Below are 17,111 nucleotides of genomic sequence, written 5' to 3'. Positions count from 1 at the left end.
ACACCCTCTCTGGCCCTCCAGCCCTACCACGGTTCTGTTTCGTTCACCAACCCCCCGGGGGCGGGGGGCCCCCCGTCCGCCCCGCCCCCCCCCCCCCCCGGTCGTATGTCGGTAGTCGGTAGTCGGTAGTGGAACGCACGCATGGGGGCGCTGTGGGTGGCGGTGGCGACCGGGCCAGATTGGACCTTGATGTGATCAAGGGCATGGGCACCGGGCTCAACAACGTGAAGAAGGCCTTCGACGGCCTGGAGGATCTCGGCGGTCAGTACGAGGACGACTTCGGAAACGGTGATCTCGCCGACAAATTCGGTGATTTCGCCGACAACTGGAAGCTGAGCCGCAAAAGGCTGACGGACGAGGTCGACGCGCTCGCGCAGATCGCCAAGGCCGCCGCCGAGGCGTACGAGGACATCGACCACCAGCTGGCCGAGGCGATCCGCAGTACGGACGACCCCAAGTCGAAGAAGAAGGGCTGACCCATGGCCGGACGCCCACGCGATTGGCACCCGGTCGCGGACAACGACCCCATTCCCGGTGACGCCGACCGGGTCGCGAACCTGGGGAAGAAACTCCGCAAGACCGCCGATGAGCTCGAGAAGCAGATCAAGAACATCAAGGCGGTCTCCGAGGTGGAGGCCTGGGACAGCAAGGCGGGCAAGGAGTTCCGCGAAAAGGCGCAGGGCAACGTCAAGAAGCTGGAAGCCGCGTTCAAGCGTTACGACACGGCGGCGGACGCCTTCGGCAGCGAAGTGACGGAGGTCGGCGGCGGCTTCGACGACAAACTGCACGCCAAGCCGAAGAACTACGCATCCGACCTGAACCGCGCCCAGGAGATGGCGGACCTCGCCCTCAAGGAGGCGCAGGACGCGGACGAGCGGAAGAGCGCCAGCCAGAAGAGCCTGGACGGCCTTTCCGACAAGGACAAGAAAGACACCAGCAAGGAAGACAAGAAGAAGCTCGAAGAGGCGCGGGACAGCGCGGGCGGCGAGATCGATGCCGCCCGGGAAAAGATCAATCAGGCCAAGAAGGTCCGGGATGACGCGGCGAAGCGCGCGCGTGACGCGATCGAGGACGTCATCGCGGACGATTCCCTGAAGGACGGGTTCTGGGAGTCTCTGGTCGACGACATCAAGTCGATCACGGAGTTGATCTCGACTGTCTGCGGAATCCTCTCCTTGGTGGTGGGCTGGATTCCGGTGATCGGCCAGGCTCTTGCGGGAGTTCTGGGCGCGATAGCCATGATTGCCACGCTGATCACCACCATCTGCACCATCATCCAGGTATTCCAGGGCAATGCGGACTGGATGGATGTGGGCCTGGCAGCGGTCGGCTTCCTTCTGATGGGCGTGGGCAAGGCCTTCTCGAAGGTGGCGGGCAAGTTCGCGAAGACGGCGCTCAGCAAGATGGGGCGGGCCGGAGCGGCGCGCACCGCCAAGCAGGTCACCAGGGCCAACAAGAACCTGCGGAAGCTCTCCGGCAAGAAATTCAAGCTGCAGAAGGGCGACGGCTGGAAGTCCCTCAAGGAGCCGTTCACCGAGCCGTTCTCGAAGGCCGCCTGGGCCAAGAATCTCAAGACCCTCAAGCCCGGCGAGGGAAACTTCGCCGCCGCCAGGAACGAACTGGCACAGCGGGGCGGCGGAAGTGCCTTCAAGGGCATCGGAAAGTCGTTCTCCATGGCCGACCCCGGCGTCGCGTCAGACCTGAAGTCGATCAAGTCGGGAGCGGCCGGACTCGGCAACTTCGACGTGAATGCCGTGAGCCAGATCTCGAAGACGGCGACGCGTCTCGGGGTTACCGGAGCGGGCATTACGCTGGCCGGCCTCGGCCTCGACGGTAATCTCAACCCGCTCGTCGCCTGAGTTCTCCCGAAGATCTCGTGGCCTGAGTCCTCCCCACCGAAGAAGGAACGCAGTGAACACACCTGACGACGACGTCCCGGCGCTGTCCGAGGATTTCGCGGTCCGTATCGACCTCCAGCCCGGCTGGGTCGACCTGACGCTGCGCGAGGACTCGAAGGCGGAGGCGAAGGCGCTGGCCACGAAGACGGTCAACGAACTCAACCCGCTCTCCCTGGAGATCGAGAAGAGCGCGGTCTTCGACGACATGGCCGAGCGGGCGCTCAACCTCAACGAGGACGCTCCGGCCCTGGTGGCGGCGTACTACGCGGAGAGCGGCGAGGGCCTGATCAACCTGGTGATCGACTCGTACGGCGACGAGGGCGTCCCGCGCCCCACGGCCGACGAGGTTCTCCCGCTGCTCCTGGAGTGGGAGAACGGCGAGGTCGTGGGCGATCCGGAGGTGACCCGCCCGGAGCTGGCGGCCGGCCCCGCGGTGCGGGTCCAGGCGACGCTGAAGATCAAGCGGATGTTCGGCCTGGGGCGACGCATCACGGAGTTCGTGAAGTACGCGGTGTTCCCGCCCGGTATGCAGAGCCTGGTCGTCGTGACCGCGACCTGGGAGAAGATCCAGCTGACGGAGGAGAACGCACAGCGTGTGGACGAGATCGTCCCGACGCTGCGGCTTGACCTGGTGGACGAGGACGGAAACGACATCGCCCCGAAGCCGGAATCCGGACGACCCTGAGTGAATTCGAGAATCAGACCCTGATGAAGAACGCCAGCGAATTCACTTCGCCGCCCTCCGACTACAACGTCATCGTCCCCGACGGCTGGTTCCAGCTGCCGCTCGCCCCGGAGCACCGCGACCGCGGCATCGTCGCCCTCGCGGACCAGCAGTTCCGGGGCGTGGACAACGCCCCGCACATCAAGAAGCAATTCATGCGGGAGATGCAGCGCAAGGCCAAGGACGCCTACGGCGTCGGCGGCACGGAGCTCTACATCTCGACCCTGTCGATCGGCCAACTCCCCCTCGCCTCCTCCCTCCTGATCAGCATTCCGGGACCCGACGAGTGGCCGAAGATCTCGGACGTGCATGAACTGGCGGAGCACTTGGCGGCCAAGAGCGACGGCGCGGAGTCGAGTGCGGAGGAGGTGGGAGTGGTGACCCTCGAAGCCGCGGGCAAGGCCGTACGCCAGCGCCGCAGGGAAACTCCGGACCCGTCCTCCCAACTCGGCAACACGCTCCCGAACACCCTCCTCACCTACTACGTCCCGATCCCCGTGACCAAGAGCTGGCTGCTCCTGAACTTCTCCACGCCCATGGACCCGCTGGCGGACAAGATGGTGGAGCTGTTCGACGTGGTGGCCGGCACCCTGCACTGGGACTGACGATGACGCCTCCCGACGACACCCGCCGCTCCCGCCGCTCCGGGACCCGCGACGGCTTCGCCCTCGCCGCCTTCGTCCTTGCGCTGCTCGCCCTGGCAGCCGGCTTCCTCTGGGCGAAGAGCGCCTGGCGCAAGGCGATCCGCGATTCCCCGACGTTGATCGCGGACTGGCCGGGCGGCGCGTGGGTCTTCGGGATCATGGCCGGGACGCTTGCGGTGGCCGGAGTGTACGGAGGCCTGTGGACAGCCGACGCGCTGCAGGGCAACCAAACCCCGAGGCGCATCGCACGCCGCGTCGCCACGGGCGTGTGCTGGGCCCTGCCGGTGATCGTGACGGCGTACATCCTCTCGGCGCTCCCGGCCCGCAACTGCAACTCCTCCCAACCCACTTGCCGCCCGATCGACGGCGCTTTCCCGGCCCTCCTCACCTACGCCGTCACCGCCGCGGCCCTGGGCTGGGCGGCGTACCGGGCCCGCGCGGCGCGCGAGCAAGAACGCCGGGCCGCACATCAGGCACGGCTGCGGAAGCTGCGGAAGAAGGGCAAGGGGAAGAGCAGGCAGGCTCGGTAACGCCGCGCCTGCCGGGCGAACGCGGCCGTAACCGTGGATACCAGGACGACAGCGGACGCTCCCGAGCAGCCGTCGTGCATGAGATGGCGCAGCAACCTGCCGTCAGGGCGCCTGAGTTGGCGCCATGCCCCCCCGCGTTCGGCGCGGCGCCCGCGTGATCCCGTCCGCCTTGACGGCGGTCTGATGCCCCATTGATGCGGTGTTGACAGGCACTCCTAGGGTGGCCCGCATGTTCCTCTCACACCGCGCCCTCGATGGGAGCCGCCGCCATCGGCTCGCCGTCGGCACCCTGCTGTTTCTCGTCATGCTGCTGCTGGCGGCGGGAATGACGGCCGAGGCGGTGGGCGGCAGGTTCGGGGCGCTCGCACGGGTCGGGTTCGCCGTGGGAGCCCTGTCCCTGTACGCGGTGGCCTGGTGGTGCGCCCGCTACTGGTACGCCGCCTTCAGCCAGGGCCGCCGAGCCGAACCCGTCCCGGAGCCCAATCCCTGGCCGTGGGCCCTTCCTTACGTGTTTCTGCTGGTGGTGATGACCGTCACCGGGGTGCGTCAGCTGATCGGTGGCGAGGACGGCGGCTGGTTCTCGCTCGGGTTCGCGGCGCTGCTCGGGATGCCGTTCTTCGTGGTTGGAGCGATGGGTCTGTGGGCGTTGGTGCGCTCACCGCGGCGGGGCCGTACCCGGGGCGGTCGGACGGCACCCGCCCCCGCACCCGACGAGCCGCCGCGACCGCGGCGCGATTGGGGGCCGATCGGCTGATTGCCGCCGCCCCCCTCTGTCTCCGACCCCTTACCCCCGTTCCTGCCCCCGCCCCCGCGAAAAGTCCCCCCGCCCCACTCGCACCGCGAGCCCGTCGTCCTCCGCGTCCCGGAGCAGTGAGCCGTAGCCCGTGGCCGCCCAGACGCTCCGGTCGGCCGGGACCTCGAAGTACGGGAGCGTGCGGCCCTCGAAGTCGTCCGTCAGTACCTCCGGGGCCCGGCGGGTGCGCACCGCTTCCCGGCATTCCCCGCATGCCGCCACGTGCAGCTGGTCGCGCCTGCCAAGCGGACGCCACCGGATGCGCGCGTCGGCGCGGCCGTGCAGGGGGTTGAAGAAGCAGAGGGGGAGCGGTGGCGGTGTGCCGTCGCGGTCCGGGGCCAGCGCATCCCTGCCCTCCGCCACCAGGGCGAGGACTCCCGCCAGGTCCGGCAGGCCGCGCGCCGAGTCGAGGACCGTGCTTGCGGCGGCGTATGCGTCAAGTGCGCGCTGAAGGCTCGGCGTTGAGGCGGCTGTCGCCTCGGTCGCCGCCTCGCCCAAGGCGAGGACCTCCGCCTCCGTCTGGCGCCGCAGCGCGGCCTCGTCCGCCGTACGCGCCGCCGCGAACACCGCTTGAGGGAAGGCGAACGGCGCTCCCGTGGCGCTCGGGTACCGACCGGACCGGCCGCGCCCCCGGCGTCGTACGAAGAGGAGTAGACCTGCCGCGGCCAGGGCGAGCGCGACCGCCACCGGCAGCAGCCAGGAGAGCCAGGAGGGCCAGGACGAGTCGTCGCTCTTCTCCGCCGTCTCCGGGCCGGGGAGGCTGCCGCTTTCCTTGCCGCTGCCGTCCCGCAGGTCCTTCGTGGCCTTCTCGTACGCCTTCGTGCCGTCGCCCCGCGCGATCAGCTCGATCGCCTTGGCCGTCTGCTCGGCAAGCCCCGCGTCTTTCATCTCGTCCAGGTGACCGACCGTGCTCACCGCGTCGCGGGCCTGCTGCTTCTCGCCCGGCCACTCGAAGCCGTTCACGTCGCCGGACCACTTGTCGCCGCCGGTGACGAGGATGAGTTCGCGCTGGTCGAGGCGGTCGTGCACGACCTCCGCGAACACGTCGGCCTCGCCTTCGTACGCGTCGCCCTGCACCAGCGGCACCAGGGCGACCTTGATCGGCAGGCCGGTCTTCTCGATCTGCCGTACGAGCTGCTTCTGGCGGGCCGGCGGTACGGAGTCGGCGTACGAGGCGTCGACGTACACCGGTGACTTGCGCAGGGCAGCGGCGATCTTCTGGCCGGGGCTCGGGGCGGGGGCACCCGGCGCCTGCGCCACGGAGGGCGTGGCCGTGGCAAGGAGGGCGGTGAGGGCGGTGGAGGCGATGAAGGCGACGATCCCGGCCGCGGTCAGACGCTTCAGGTCACTGAACACCGGCGTACTCCCGTACCTGGCTGATGAGTTGAGGAATCCCGTTGGCTATGGCGGGCAGCGGGCCAGGCGTTTCCTCGTACGGCACGCGCCCGGAACGGCTCGCCGACCCCGGCAGCGTGAGCCGGAGCGTGTAGGCGAGACGCGGCTGCACCTCGACGAGGACGCGGCACTCCGCGCACACCGGGATGGTGCGCAGGCGCTGGTCCTGAGGCGAGTAGCGGGCGTCGCGCCACCCCGTGGACGGTCCGTGCAGCGGGTTGAGCGCGCAGCAGGGCTTGTCGTTGCCGGCGAGTGTGCTGCGCCCGACCCGGGCCAGGACGATCGCGGCGGCGAGATCGGCGGGCGTGGCGTCGTCGTCGACATGCCCGTCGGGGTCGCGGTCGGCGAGCAGCGTCGCGGCGTCGAGGCAGTCGTAGACGCGGGTGCGGACGGAGGAGCGGAGAGCGGCGTCCGCGTCGAACTCGCGGGCCAGCGCGTCGAGTTCGTCACGGGCGGTACGGCGCAGGAAGTCGGGGGAGGGGTCCGGCGGCGCCGCGAAGCGGAAGGCGCCGTCGGGCGTGACGGTGGTGGCCGACGTCCGCCGCAGCGACGGCACCGCGAGCCGCAGCAGCCCGAGGAGCGTCGTGATGATTCCGAAGAGCAGCCCGGCCGCGAGAGCGCCGATCAGGAGACCCGGCCAGAAGTCGCCGGAGAAGAGCGGGCGCAGGGCCTCGTCCTCGACGGGCTCGGGCGCGTCGTCCATGCCGAGCGAGGACGTCTCCGCGCGCGCGGAGCGCGGCGACTTGTCGAGGAACGTCATCAGGTCGTCGAGCCGCTCGCCGAGCTGGTGGTCGGCGGAGCGGTCGTCGTCATCGCCGTAACGGATGGAGTCGGGGATGTCGAAGGCGATGCGATTGGCGTCGATGCGTACGTCATAGGTGACGACGTCGATGGAGCCGCCGATCGGATCCGCGACGACGTACACCCCGTTCGCGCCCTCGGCGCCCATCCGCTGCCGCACGGCCTCCACGAAGAGCTCGGGCTCGCCTCCGGACTCGTCCTCGGTGAGCTGCGGTACGAGGACGATGCGGACGGGACCGCGGTCGAACTTCTGGATGTGGGTAAGGAGTTCGCGACGCTGGGCGGAGTCGAGGGGGCGCGGGCTCTCGGGGTCGCTGTAGATGGCCCCGTTTGCCTTGTCCCCCTGCTTCAGCCCGGCGGCGACCCGCTCGACGCGGCTGGACAGGTCGGACGCGGTGGGCGGAGGGGAGGCACTGGCCGAGTCCTCATGGAAGGCGAGGAAGGCACCGAGGGCGACCGCACCCGCGGCGATGACGGCGACACCGGCCTCGATGCGGAGTGGGGTGAAGTGCCGCCGGGGCCCGCTCGACCGCTCCGTGGCCGCGCCCGCAGCCGTGCTGCCGCCTGCCGACCGCTGCCGCCGGATCCACCGCCGCAGATACGGACTCAGGAGGAGGATCAGGAGCGGTACGCCGGTGAGGGCGATCCCGGTGACGAAGGACTGGTTGTCACGGTCGACGGGATCGATGTGCATCTTGTCGGCGCCTTCGCCGCCCGAGGCCTCGCTCTTCTTACGGGCGGCGTCCGCACGCTCGGCGGCCTTCTTGCCGCCGAGCGCGATGACGTCGGTGAACCGCTCGAAGCTGAGCAGCGGCCCGGCGTCGTAAGGCAGCTCGTAGAGCGACACGGTGAACGCGTCAGCGGCCGGCGCCCGCACCCCGAAGGCCGCGGCGTCGGCGACCCCCATGTCGCTGACGAGCACATAGAGCCCGTCCCGCCCGAGCCGGTCGTGCACGGCCGCGAGCAGCTGGTCGCCGTTGTCCTGGTCGGGCAGTACGAGGACGTAGGTGGGCACGCCGGTGCGCTTGGCGAGCTTCGCGAACTCGGGGGCGGTGGAGCGGGGGATGTCGCGGGGGAGCTGGTCGGTGACGTAGACGGGGTTGGTTCGGAGGCGGGCGGCGAGGGCGGCGGCTTGGGTGGTTTCGTCCTTGCCGTCGTTCTGGCTGACGTCCTCGCCGTCGTACTGGATGCCGTCTACGCCCTGGATGCCGTCTACGCCGTCGTTCTGGCTGCCGTCCTGCACGGCCTCGGTGTGCGGGGCGGCGGCGGGCGTCGCGGAGGCGAGACTTGCGCCACCGGTGGTGAGGAGGAGAAGGGAACAGAGGGCGGCAAGCAACGCGGGTAGCCGTCGCCGGCCGGGGTTCACGCGCGGTATACCCCCGACACGGGCTGCCCCCGCGTAGGGCCCCTCGCAGGGACCCGAGTAGCCCCCTTCGTGGGGCCCCGCGTAACCCCTGCTCCCCGCCCCGCTGCCCCGTCGTCCCACCCCGTAGCTCATTGGGCGCACTTTACTGTCGCGACGGAGGCGTTTCCATGGGGGCGCTGTTACGGGGCGGAGTAAGGGAACTGGCCATCCACTCCTCCTTGATCTCCTCGCCGTCCGCCCCCATGACCATGTGCTGCACGCCTTCGCAGAGCCCCTGGGAAGGACTGACACGGTCCGACGCCCGGATCCCGACGAGGAAATTGCCGTCGGACTGCCGGGTGACGAGCGGCGTTCCGGCGGCGGAATGTGCGGCGGCGAAGGTCATGACGGTCATGCGCTGAGCGGTGGTGAGCTCCTCAAGACGGACAATCTCCGGGACGTCCCGCAGACGATCCACGAACGCGTCACGCCACCGGCTGCTCAGCCTGCACCAAGAACCGTCCGTAAAGACGACCTTGACGTCGTGCCCGCTACCGAAGTCACGCGGCTCCACGAGGCCGACGGCGGAACGCGGCACTTCCCACAGGACGTCGTCCCAGATGGTCTCCTCGTCATCCAGCAGCCCGACGACGAGAAGACGGCGGTCGGTGATGATCGCGTGGGTGCGGTCGGTGCTGGGTCGACGGGCGGAGTCGAGCTGCCACGGCAAGTCGCGCGCGAGGGTGCCGGGCGCGCCCCACAGCACGGGGAAGTCCTCGACCTCGTCCTCCGGATCGTCGGAGCGCCCGAGCGTACTGACGTTACCGACCCCGGTGCCGCCGAGGACTCCGACGACGGCGATGAGTGCGACCAGAAGCCCGGCCTTGAGGCCACTGCGGGCGACACGGGACGCATTCGACCGCTTGACGTAAACGCGCCCGTCGGGCCATCCCGCCAACTCCCCCTGAATATCGCGCCGTTCCTCATCCCGAAACCAGCGCATGCCGGATACGGGCGTGGCGGCCCCGGTGGCGAAGTTGACGGGGATACGGGCGAGGAGGGTCTCGCCGGGCTCGGGGTTCCAAGGGGTCATTCCGTGCTCCCTGCACTCGGCTCAGAGATCGTCGTCGGCGGCCTGCGCGGGGCGGCCCTCGTCGTCCATCAAGATGGAATGCGTCTCGAAGATCCCCGAACCTGCCCGGACGGCGACGCGGGACTCCACCAGGACGATGCCGCTGCGGAGCACGGTGAAGGTGGGCGGATGCGCTGTCTTCGGCAGCGCGCCCATGAATTGCGCCACTCGCTCCCGCTGCCCCTCGGAAAGCGTGCGTTCCGTCAGGAGCCGAACCGTGCCGCTGAGCACTTGATCGAGCCGCTCCGCGCTGTCCGGTGTGCCCGTGAACAGCCGGATCCAGGATCCGTCCGTGAACGTGATCCGGACGTCCGCGTTGATCTCGCTGAACTTCATCTGCCGCGCACCGGCGATGGACTCGCGCGGAAACTCGCCCAGCACCTCGGCCTTGTCGAGGGTCCCCCAACGGGTCCCGAGGAAGATCAACCGCCGATCGGTCAGGACGAGATCGGTCGCGAGCTCCTTGGGCCGCCGCGCGGGGTCCAACTGCCAGGGGACGGTACGGGCGAGGGTGCCGGGGGCGGCCCACATGACGGGGAAGTCCTCGACCTCGTTCTCCGGTTCCCGGGGCTTGCCCCGGAGGGGCACCTCTCCCAGGGGCGTGCCCGAGGCTCCGCCGAGGTTGGCGATGATATTCGCCACCATGGGGATGCCGACGAGGAGTGTGTGCAGCGCACCACGGGCAGCACGATCACCTGTGGTGCGAAGCTCGTACGTCGGTGCAGAGGGCCAGCCCTTGGCGAGCAAATCGCCCTGAATATCACGACGTTCCGGGTCGCGAAACCAGCGGAGTCCATCGACGGCAGAGGCAATTCCTGTGGCGAACTTCGCGGTGGTGCGAAGGAGCAAGTCCTCATCGCGGGCGGGGTACCAGTCCATCGACGATCAGGCCCTCCCGGACTCTTCAGCTCGGGATTCCTCGAAAGCCACCTCACTGGGGCCGCGATCGGGATCATGCCCGGGGTCTGCGAAGCTCACCGTCCGCAGAATGGTCACCACCATGTCGCAGAACTCGCCCCAGTAGTCGACGGACGCGGTGAAGAGGGTGAAGACGGCGGTGTACGGGCCGTTGGGGAACGGCACATGGACTTGGATCTGGCCGGTCGGCAGAACAGCCTCCTCGCCCGTGGCCGAGACGTCCGGAGCGAGTTTGAATTCCCGCAGCGTGACACAGGAGACCGCCGGTCCACACGGCAGGTCCATCCAGCGGGCGTCGTTGAGCGGATCGCGGCCGAGGGCCGACAGGATGCCCTGAGCCGCGACATCGGTGTCGGTCTGATCGGTTTCGAGGGCGGCCACCGTGAAGGCGCACTGAGCCACGCCGCCCTCGTCCGTCGAGAAGAGTCCCATGGCGGAGTAGGCGAGCCCTTGCTCCGCCATGTACTCGGCGATGGCTGCGTAGTAGGGGGCCGCGGGGGTCCAGATCGACTCGTCGCCGCGAGCGTAGAGCTCCCGTACGAAGGTGTCGGCGAGGGCGGCACGTTCCTCGGGAGTCTCCGCCAAGGGGAGGGCGAAGAACCCCTCCGGAGCGGTGAATGTCATCGGCGGGAGCGGTGCGCCGCCGCTCGGGGCGGGCGGTATGACGTCCGTGGGGGTGGCCATGTGTTCGGTCCTGATCCTGATCAGTAGTCGTCGGGCTGCTCTTCGACGTCCTCACCGTCGGGGCCGATGAGTTGGTACCCCCCGGTGCCGGCTCCGACGGACGCGGGCGGCCCGTCTCCCGCGCGGTGCTCGACGAGGATGTGTCCACTGGGCCGTCGGCTGACGACGGGACGTTCGTCGAGCGCGTGGCGGGTGGCGAAGGCCGCGACGGCCTGCCGCTGCCCCGCGCTGAGCTGATCGTCGCCGAGCAGCTCGTGCGGGGTCGCCAGGTAGCGCAGCAGCCCGTACGGCAACGACACGTGCAGGCGGCACCACGAGCCGTCGGCGAACCGGATGACCGCGTCCGAGTTCTCCTTGCTGAAGTTGCGCCGCTCGGTGCCGGCGATATCCGTACGTGCGCACTCCCAGAGGACTTCAGGTTCTCCGCGTCCGCCGTCGGCGCGTCCGAGGACCACGACCCGGCGGTCGGTGACGACGGCGTACGTGAGGTAGCCGGTGGGGCGTCGGCCCGGGTCGAGCTGCCAGGGGAGAGTCCGGGCGAGAGTGCCGGGGGCTGCCCACACGACGGGGAAGTCCTCGACCTCGTTCGCGGGATCCTCGGGCGGGTGCCCGATCGCCCGGGGGACCTTGGTGACGCTGCCCGAGCCCGCCAGTGTCTCAAGACCGCCCGCGACGACGGCATAGAGACCGCGCAGCCCGAATCGCGCCGCCGAACGGGTCCGCTGCTCGGACTTGGTCCGGGGCGAGTAGCGGGAGCCTTCGGGCCAACCGGACAGCTGATCCTGGATGTCGAGCCGGTCAGGATCCCGGAACCAGCGCATTCCGGAAACCTGCGGGGCGACGCCGGTGGCGAACGTCACCAGGTCTCGGGAGAGTTGGACCTCGCCCGGTTGCGGATGCCATGCGGTCATGAGCTGGGCCTTCGACGGGAGTGGGTGCAGTACGTGCGGTGGGGTGCCGGCTCAGCGAATGAGCGAGCGCCGGGCGCGGAGAGACGGTTCAGTGCGAGGTGGCGGATTGGTCGAGCCGGTCACCGAGGTGAACCGCCTCCCCGACATGCTGGGGTATGGACCAGAGCTTCGGAGCGATCTTGATGGTCGCGTCGATGCCCCGGCTCATCGTGCTCAGCGGGTCGGCGGCCAGCCGTTCGGGAGCCAGCATGTTCCATCCCTTGGTGCCTATGAGCTGGCCCGGCCGGTAGCCCTGGTTCATGACACCGGCGAGGCGATTGAGCTTCGTGCTCTCATGGCCGACGACTTGCACCTCTTTGGTCCCCCAGAGAGTCACTGTCTTCCCGAAACGGGAGAGTGCCTTCCCTCCCGTCACCCCGGCGCCCTCGCCGAACGCGACCAAGTTCCTGGCGGTCTTGGGGCCGAGATTCCTGAAGCCTGCTCCGAAGACCTTGGCCTCCTTCGCGGCGGTGGCGCCCTTGGCGATCGCGACACCCTCCTTGCTGAACGCGCCGATGCCCGGCAGCAACCCCAGGGCGTCGAACCCGATGGACACCCAGCTGACGTCGGCACCGGCGGCCATCGCGATGCCGTGGCTGAGGAGGGCCAGGCCGCTGGTGAGCAGTGCCGCCGCACCGAAGATGGCGCCCAGCGGCTCGAAGGGCAGCGTGACGATGGCGAGGAAGGCGAGAATGCCGCTGAGGTCGCTGAGGACGTCGCCGATCACCTTGATCAGATCGGCGTGGTCCTTGAGCCAGTCACCGGTGGCGTCCCACGCGTCCGCGATGCCCTTGCCGAGCTTGTCCCAGAAGCCGGGCTCGTCCGGCGCGATGTCGCCGGCTTTGTCGAGCTCCTTGCTGATACTTCCGGCGGCACGCTTGTAGCGCTCCTCCAGCTCATAGACCTTCTGGGCGACTCCGTCGACGTCCCCCGAAGCCTTGGCGGACTCATCGCTTTCGGGCTTCGCCTCCGCCCGGGCATCCAGTTTCTCCCCGGCCGACTTCTCGAGCCGGTCCGCCTCGTCCTGGAAGTCCTGCAGCTCACCGGCCCACTTGTGCAGCGCACGGGAGGCCTTGTCGAACGACTCGTGGCTCTTGCGTACGAGGGGCGTGACGTCCTGCCCGATGTACTCGGTGAAGGCGAGCGCGGTCTTGCCCTTCCAGGCCCCGCACTCGATGCGCTCCAAGTCCCGTACAGCGTTGCCGAGTTCTGTAGCGAGCCCGCCCAGCTTCTTCGCGAGCTGGCGGGTGTCGGTCACGTCCCCGGGGGTGGGGTCCCAGCCGATGTGCGGAAAGGCAGGCCGCTTCCCCACGCTACTTGCCCTTCTTCTTCGAGTCCTTCGAGTCGGCCTTGGCCGACTTGAGCGACTCGGCGAGCTCCTGGTCCAACTCGCTGAACTTCTCGCCGATCTTGTTGATCATCTTCACGGCGCCGTGCGTGTGCTTGCCGAGCTGCTTGACGCCGTAACCCCACTCGTCGGCGAACTCATGCACGTCCTCGACGAGTTTGCCCGCGCCGACGACCGAGCCGTCGGTGCCGCGGAGGGTGCGCCGTGCGGCGTCCATGCGGTCGCTGACCGTGGAAAAGGTCTTGCGCAGCTCTTCGAAAATCGTGTCGTCGAGGCGTAGATCGCTCATGTCCGCTGTGTGTTTCCCCTCGGCGGTCAACGTCGGCTGGCAGGCGCGCCGCGAGGGCGCCGGAGCCGACGATAACTGTGGGATGCATGGGTTCGCCAGCGCGAACCCGTGTGAGGTGCGGGACGGCAGAGGGAGATGTGCAGGCCAGGTAAGAGCAGGCCTGAACAGGCCGGGAACACCTTGCCTTCCCTTTGCCTTCAGATTTGCTTCCATTTACTTTCCGGGCCTCGGCCGGCTTGATGGGAGGGAGGGAGGCAGGGCTTGACGGGGGAGGGAGGTGGGGAGGGAGGGAGCGGTGGCGCCCGAGAACCCTCGCTGTAGGTTCAATTCGCAGGACTGCGTGCGGCACGAAGGACGGCCCACGAGGCGAGAGCGGGAGGGAGTTACAGGGGGGCGATGGATCTGCGCCCAGTGGTGGACGGCTTCAAGAACCTGTCCCCGCTTCCCGGCCTCACCGATGCCTGGTCCTGGTCACCGGTCCGCACCGTGAACTTCGCCGGCGCGCTCTCCGCCGACGGGCGCCGCCTGCTCCAGCTGAGCGGCCCCGGCCCGTTCGACCGCGAACTGGCCGCCTCCACCCTGGAGTTCGCGAGGAAGCGGGAGCCGGAGATCTTCGCCCGCAACCCCCACATCGGCACGGCGGACGGCTTCTGCGCGCCACGGACACGGACGGTCGGGGGCGAGCAGCACCGCTTCGACGTGGTCGTCGGGCTGTCCCCCGGGACCCACGGCTTCTACCGCGTGGAGAACCCCGACCTGACGCCGCACGTACGCCTCGTATTCCCCGCGTACGCCTACGAGTTCTCCGGTACGGAGACCCTCGACGAGGCGATCTCCCGCTATCGCATGCTGCGGCTGAGCGGGTTCGACCGCCGGGACCCGGTCCCGTACCTCAAGATGCGCTACGCCAACACCCGGACGCGCGGCCGGAGCACCAACCCGGGCCGGGGTTACACCAAAGAGCGGACCCTCGAGCAGGAACTCCGCCAACTGGAGAACGCTCTCGGCAGCTTCGTGGAGTTCGAGAATCGCCACGGAAAGGTGTGGCGCGTCGAGTGGCACACCGGCCCGTGGCTCATCGCGGAGTGGGGAACGACAGCAGGCCCCCCGCCGGACCCCGACGCGGTCGCACCGCACGAGATCGAGCTGGAGGGCCTGCTTGCGTTCTCCGGAGCACGGCTGCGCGACTGAACGCGAACCGGCGCCGCCGGGGGTCAGCGGTTGACGGACTGGACCTCTTCGACGGTGACCGGCTGATCGTTCCCGTACTCCCCGTCCGGAAGATCGCCTCCCGTGCCGCCGGTGCCGGTCCAGGTGATGTCCCAGGTGGCGGTGGCCTGGAGGTTGTACGTTCCGTTGCCGGACGAGCGGTGGTAGGTGACGCCGCAGGGCGGCTCCTCGTTCGCCTTGCCCTTTGCGTACGGCTCGCCGATGGACCCGTCCTCGTTCAGCTCGCACTTGCCGGACGCGGGAATGCGGACGGCATCCTCGGTGCCAGGCATGATGCTGAGCGCGACCGGCTTCGCGGTCGTCGTCGCTTCGATGTGCAGACCGGGAGCGTCGAGCGAGGCGGTTACAGACACGGGCTCGAAGTCACCCTTGTCGAGCCAGGCCCAGGTCGGGAGGTTCACCTTGGAGGGACCGTCGGGGGCGAGGCTGACCTTGGTGCCGGGCACCTTGATCTGGTTGTAGGCGAGCTCCGCGAGGGTCTCGGCGTCGATGGCTTCGGGAACGCCGGGATCTTCACCGTTCTCGACCCAGAACGGTGGCTTGTTGCATTTCTGTTGTTCCTCGAGTGTGGCGTCCGGGCTGAACTGCGCGCCCCACCACATACCTTCCTTTTCCTTGTCGATGTTGTAGTTGTCCTTGGCGTACGACTGGTTCTCGTCCGACATGTCGTTCAGCGCGTCCTGCGGAGCACCCGGGTCGTGCCGTGCGGTGAAGTACAGCCGATCACGGAATTTGGCGAACTCCCCAGCTTTCCACTCCGGTGCGTACCAGCAAGGTGGCGGCGTCCAGTTGGGGTCGACGGAGGTCACGGGACCGGACCCCGGCCCGCCGTTGCCGGACGACTTGTAGCTGATGCGCGCCATGGCCCCGACGGTGTTGTCCTTCTTCGTGGCCGACGTATTGCTGTCGCTGACCACGGGGTCTTCACCGGCCAGCGCCGGGCCCGCGGCCGCGAGCAGCAAGGCGGTACCAGCGGCAAGCAGGACCGGCGATATCCGGCGAATGGTCACCTGCACTCCTCAGCCTTTTCCTGAACCTGTACCTTCTGGGCCCGCCACAGACCCTTGGCATTCTTGGAAGGGGTCATGAGGACCTGCCAGGAGTAGTAGTCGTTGATGCTCGGCTTGGTGTGATGGACCTTCTTGGTCTTCACTTCCTTGCTGTAGAGCTTGCTGCTGTCGCTGCAGAAGGAGACGACGCTCGTCTTCTTGTTCTCGGCGGGCGTGACCTTGGTACGGGAGAAGCGCATCTCCCCGCTGATGGTCAGCCCTCGGTCGACACGCTGCTTGATCTGGTCCTTCGCGTACGCGTAGGCGGGGCTCTTGTATTCCGAATAGAACTTGTACGCCTCGTTGTTCACGTCCTGCTTGGTGATGCCGTACCGGATGGCCCGTACGAAACTTTGGGCGTCACTCGCAGCTGCCGACTGATCGGGCTCACTCACGTTGGCTTCGTCGAAAACGAGACTGACGTCGGAGGGGAGCTGCATCTTCGGGCGTTCGATGCCAGGAACTTCGCTCTTGCCCGCGCTCGGCGACGCAGTCTTCTTCGAGCCCCCCTCATCCGCCCCGGCGATCTTGTCCTTGCCCGAGTCCTTGTCGTCGTTGCCACCCCCGCATCCGGTCAGGAGCAGAGCGGTGGCAGCCGTCAGCGAGACGACGGCGGCGGGCAGGGCGCGACTGCGGTTCACGTATGACTCCCGGTGGGGCGACAGTTCTACAAGCCATCCGAAGGTACTGAAGTGGTCAATGCCTTCGCCAGGGTTAACTTTGCGAAGTAGTGAAAGTCTCGTGCGGCAAATGGCCGTACAAATCGCACCAGTTCGGTCGCATCCCGGATGTATGGCCCACCCAGAGTTCCGGAATGGAAAGCTCCACCAAATGAAGTACGTACAGGCCGACTGGGACGAGGAAGCGCACGGCTTTCGAGTCGACCCACGGCAATACCTGGCAGTACTGCCCGCCCTCCGAGGAGCACTGCCCGCCGGGGCATGGGCCTACGCGTCCGCCCCGGAGCACTACACCTTCTCCAGCCCCCGCTGCGTAAAGGACTTGGAGCTCGTCAACATCACCCTCCCCGTGCAAACAACGCACGGTACTGACGGGTCGGCAACACTCACATTCGCCCCCAACCAGTGGAAACACGACGAAGCGCTACGCATCGAATGCACCGGCGTCACCCACTTCGCCATCGACTACGAGCGGTCGATCGACTGGACGCAAACGATCACCCTCCTACTGGACGAAGTCCTGCCGAGCGAGGCGGTGGCCGGCGGCGCAACGCACGAACTGGAGCTGACGGACGCGAAGATCACCGTCCACTGCACGGACCTGACGGCGACATGGGGGAACCCTCCCGGATAGCCCCGCCCGCCCCTCCCTCCCTCCCTCCCTCCCTCCCTCCCTCCCTCCCTCCCTCCCTCCCTCCCTC

The 17,111-nt window shown here is 68.4% G+C and carries 18 protein-coding genes; 8 read left to right on the top strand and 10 right to left on the bottom strand.

Going from position 1 to position 17,111, the window contains the following annotated elements; translation table 11 throughout:
• The first annotated feature begins 179 nt into the window (after positions 1–179).
• The 6 genes from ACWFR3_RS44500 (at position 180) to ACWFR3_RS44475 (ending at position 4,550) form a co-directional block, all read left to right on the top strand.
• The gene (locus tag ACWFR3_RS44500) at positions 180–476 is read left to right on the top strand and encodes a hypothetical protein (RefSeq protein WP_453740421.1); all 297 of its coding nucleotides are present in this window, start codon (positions 180–182) and stop codon (positions 474–476) included.
• A gap of 3 nt (positions 477–479) precedes the next feature.
• Positions 480–1,859, top strand: a complete 1,380-nt coding sequence (locus ACWFR3_RS44495) for a hypothetical protein (RefSeq protein ID WP_453740420.1) — start codon at positions 480–482, stop codon at positions 1,857–1,859.
• Between the two features lie 52 nt (positions 1,860–1,911).
• Complete coding sequence (locus ACWFR3_RS44490) at positions 1,912–2,583, top strand: hypothetical protein (RefSeq protein WP_453740419.1); 672 nt, start codon at positions 1,912–1,914, stop codon at positions 2,581–2,583.
• A 23-nt stretch (positions 2,584–2,606) separates the two neighbouring features.
• Positions 2,607–3,227 (top strand): hypothetical protein, encoded by a 621-nt coding sequence (locus ACWFR3_RS44485; protein WP_453740418.1) that lies wholly within the window; start codon positions 2,607–2,609, stop codon positions 3,225–3,227.
• A gap of 2 nt (positions 3,228–3,229) precedes the next feature.
• Positions 3,230–3,796, top strand: a complete 567-nt coding sequence (locus ACWFR3_RS44480; protein ID WP_453740417.1) for a hypothetical protein — start codon at positions 3,230–3,232, stop codon at positions 3,794–3,796.
• Between the two features lie 229 nt (positions 3,797–4,025).
• Complete coding sequence (locus ACWFR3_RS44475) at positions 4,026–4,550, top strand: hypothetical protein (protein ID WP_453740416.1); 525 nt, start codon at positions 4,026–4,028, stop codon at positions 4,548–4,550.
• Between the two features lie 30 nt (positions 4,551–4,580).
• Here the strand turns inward: ACWFR3_RS44475 and ACWFR3_RS44470 are convergent, their stop codons facing one another.
• The 8 genes from ACWFR3_RS44470 to ACWFR3_RS44435 all read right to left on the bottom strand — a co-directional run bounded on the left by ACWFR3_RS44470 (position 4,581) and on the right by ACWFR3_RS44435 (position 13,451).
• The gene (locus ACWFR3_RS44470) at positions 4,581–5,945 is read right to left on the bottom strand and encodes a hypothetical protein (protein WP_453740415.1); all 1,365 of its coding nucleotides are present in this window, start codon (positions 5,943–5,945) and stop codon (positions 4,581–4,583) included.
• Positions 5,935–8,151 carry a hypothetical protein gene (locus tag ACWFR3_RS44465; protein WP_453740414.1) on the bottom strand — a complete coding sequence of 739 codons (2,217 nt, stop codon included), beginning with the start codon at positions 8,149–8,151 and terminating at the stop codon, positions 5,935–5,937. The genes ACWFR3_RS44470 and ACWFR3_RS44465 overlap by 11 nt, the downstream gene beginning before the upstream one ends.
• A 142-nt stretch (positions 8,152–8,293) precedes the next feature.
• Complete coding sequence (locus tag ACWFR3_RS44460; RefSeq protein ID WP_453740413.1) at positions 8,294–9,223, bottom strand: hypothetical protein; 930 nt, start codon at positions 9,221–9,223, stop codon at positions 8,294–8,296.
• A gap of 21 nt (positions 9,224–9,244) precedes the next feature.
• Positions 9,245–9,907, bottom strand: a complete 663-nt coding sequence (locus tag ACWFR3_RS44455; RefSeq protein ID WP_453740412.1) for a hypothetical protein — start codon at positions 9,905–9,907, stop codon at positions 9,245–9,247.
• A gap of 240 nt (positions 9,908–10,147) precedes the next feature.
• Entirely contained in the window at positions 10,148–10,864 is a 717-nt protein-coding gene (locus tag ACWFR3_RS44450; RefSeq protein ID WP_453740411.1) for a hypothetical protein, read from the bottom strand.
• Positions 10,865–10,884: 20 nt separating this feature from the next.
• Complete coding sequence (locus ACWFR3_RS44445; protein WP_453740410.1) at positions 10,885–11,775, bottom strand: hypothetical protein; 891 nt, start codon at positions 11,773–11,775, stop codon at positions 10,885–10,887.
• 88 nt (positions 11,776–11,863) lie between these two features.
• Positions 11,864–13,126 carry an enoyl-CoA hydratase/isomerase family protein gene (locus tag ACWFR3_RS44440; protein ID WP_453740409.1) on the bottom strand — a complete coding sequence of 421 codons (1,263 nt, stop codon included), beginning with the start codon at positions 13,124–13,126 and terminating at the stop codon, positions 11,864–11,866.
• A gap of 1 nt (position 13,127) precedes the next feature.
• A complete protein-coding gene (locus tag ACWFR3_RS44435; RefSeq protein ID WP_453740408.1) occupies positions 13,128–13,451 on the bottom strand; it encodes a hypothetical protein in 324 nt (107 codons plus the stop codon).
• A gap of 396 nt (positions 13,452–13,847) precedes the next feature.
• Between ACWFR3_RS44435 and ACWFR3_RS44430 the strand changes: the two genes are divergently transcribed.
• Positions 13,848–14,642, top strand: coding sequence for a hypothetical protein (locus ACWFR3_RS44430; protein WP_453740407.1), 795 nt, complete (start codon positions 13,848–13,850; stop codon positions 14,640–14,642).
• A gap of 23 nt (positions 14,643–14,665) precedes the next feature.
• Here ACWFR3_RS44430 and ACWFR3_RS44425 read toward each other — a convergent pair whose 3' ends face one another.
• The gene (locus ACWFR3_RS44425) at positions 14,666–15,691 is read right to left on the bottom strand and encodes a hypothetical protein (RefSeq protein WP_453740406.1); all 1,026 of its coding nucleotides are present in this window, start codon (positions 15,689–15,691) and stop codon (positions 14,666–14,668) included.
• Positions 15,688–16,371, bottom strand: a complete 684-nt coding sequence (locus ACWFR3_RS44420) for a hypothetical protein (protein WP_453740405.1) — start codon at positions 16,369–16,371, stop codon at positions 15,688–15,690. Before ACWFR3_RS44420 ends, ACWFR3_RS44425 begins: the two co-directional genes overlap by 4 nt.
• A gap of 190 nt (positions 16,372–16,561) precedes the next feature.
• On the opposite strand from ACWFR3_RS44420, the gene ACWFR3_RS44415 reads away from it, so the two are divergent.
• Entirely contained in the window at positions 16,562–17,044 is a 483-nt protein-coding gene (locus ACWFR3_RS44415; RefSeq protein WP_453740404.1) for a hypothetical protein, read from the top strand.
• Positions 17,045–17,111 lie beyond the last annotated feature (67 nt).

Source organism: Streptomyces sp. NPDC055189 (assembly GCF_053606765.1).
This window is presented reverse-complemented; position numbering and strand designations above follow the sequence as displayed.

Bases quoted from the DNA above. Each gene is read 5' to 3' on its own strand.
- ACWFR3_RS44485 (WP_453740418.1), top strand. From the start codon at position 2,607: ATGAAGAACGCCAGCGAATTCACTTCGCCGCCCTCCGACTACAACGTC.
- ACWFR3_RS44495 (WP_453740420.1), top strand. From the start codon at position 480: ATGGCCGGACGCCCACGCGATTGGCACCCGGTCGCGGACAACGACCCC.
- ACWFR3_RS44475 (WP_453740416.1), top strand. From the start codon at position 4,026: ATGTTCCTCTCACACCGCGCCCTCGATGGGAGCCGCCGCCATCGGCTC.
- ACWFR3_RS44415 (WP_453740404.1), top strand. From the start codon at position 16,562: ATGAAGTACGTACAGGCCGACTGGGACGAGGAAGCGCACGGCTTTCGA.
- ACWFR3_RS44455 (WP_453740412.1), bottom strand. From the start codon at position 9,907: ATGGTGGCGAATATCATCGCCAACCTCGGCGGAGCCTCGGGCACGCCC.
- ACWFR3_RS44480 (WP_453740417.1), top strand. From the start codon at position 3,230: ATGACGCCTCCCGACGACACCCGCCGCTCCCGCCGCTCCGGGACCCGC.
- ACWFR3_RS44450 (WP_453740411.1), bottom strand. From the start codon at position 10,864: ATGGCCACCCCCACGGACGTCATACCGCCCGCCCCGAGCGGCGGCGCA.
- ACWFR3_RS44435 (WP_453740408.1), bottom strand. From the start codon at position 13,451: ATGAGCGATCTACGCCTCGACGACACGATTTTCGAAGAGCTGCGCAAG.
- ACWFR3_RS44445 (WP_453740410.1), bottom strand. From the start codon at position 11,775: ATGACCGCATGGCATCCGCAACCGGGCGAGGTCCAACTCTCCCGAGAC.
- ACWFR3_RS44430 (WP_453740407.1), top strand. From the start codon at position 13,848: ATGGATCTGCGCCCAGTGGTGGACGGCTTCAAGAACCTGTCCCCGCTT.
- ACWFR3_RS44460 (WP_453740413.1), bottom strand. From the start codon at position 9,223: ATGACCCCTTGGAACCCCGAGCCCGGCGAGACCCTCCTCGCCCGTATC.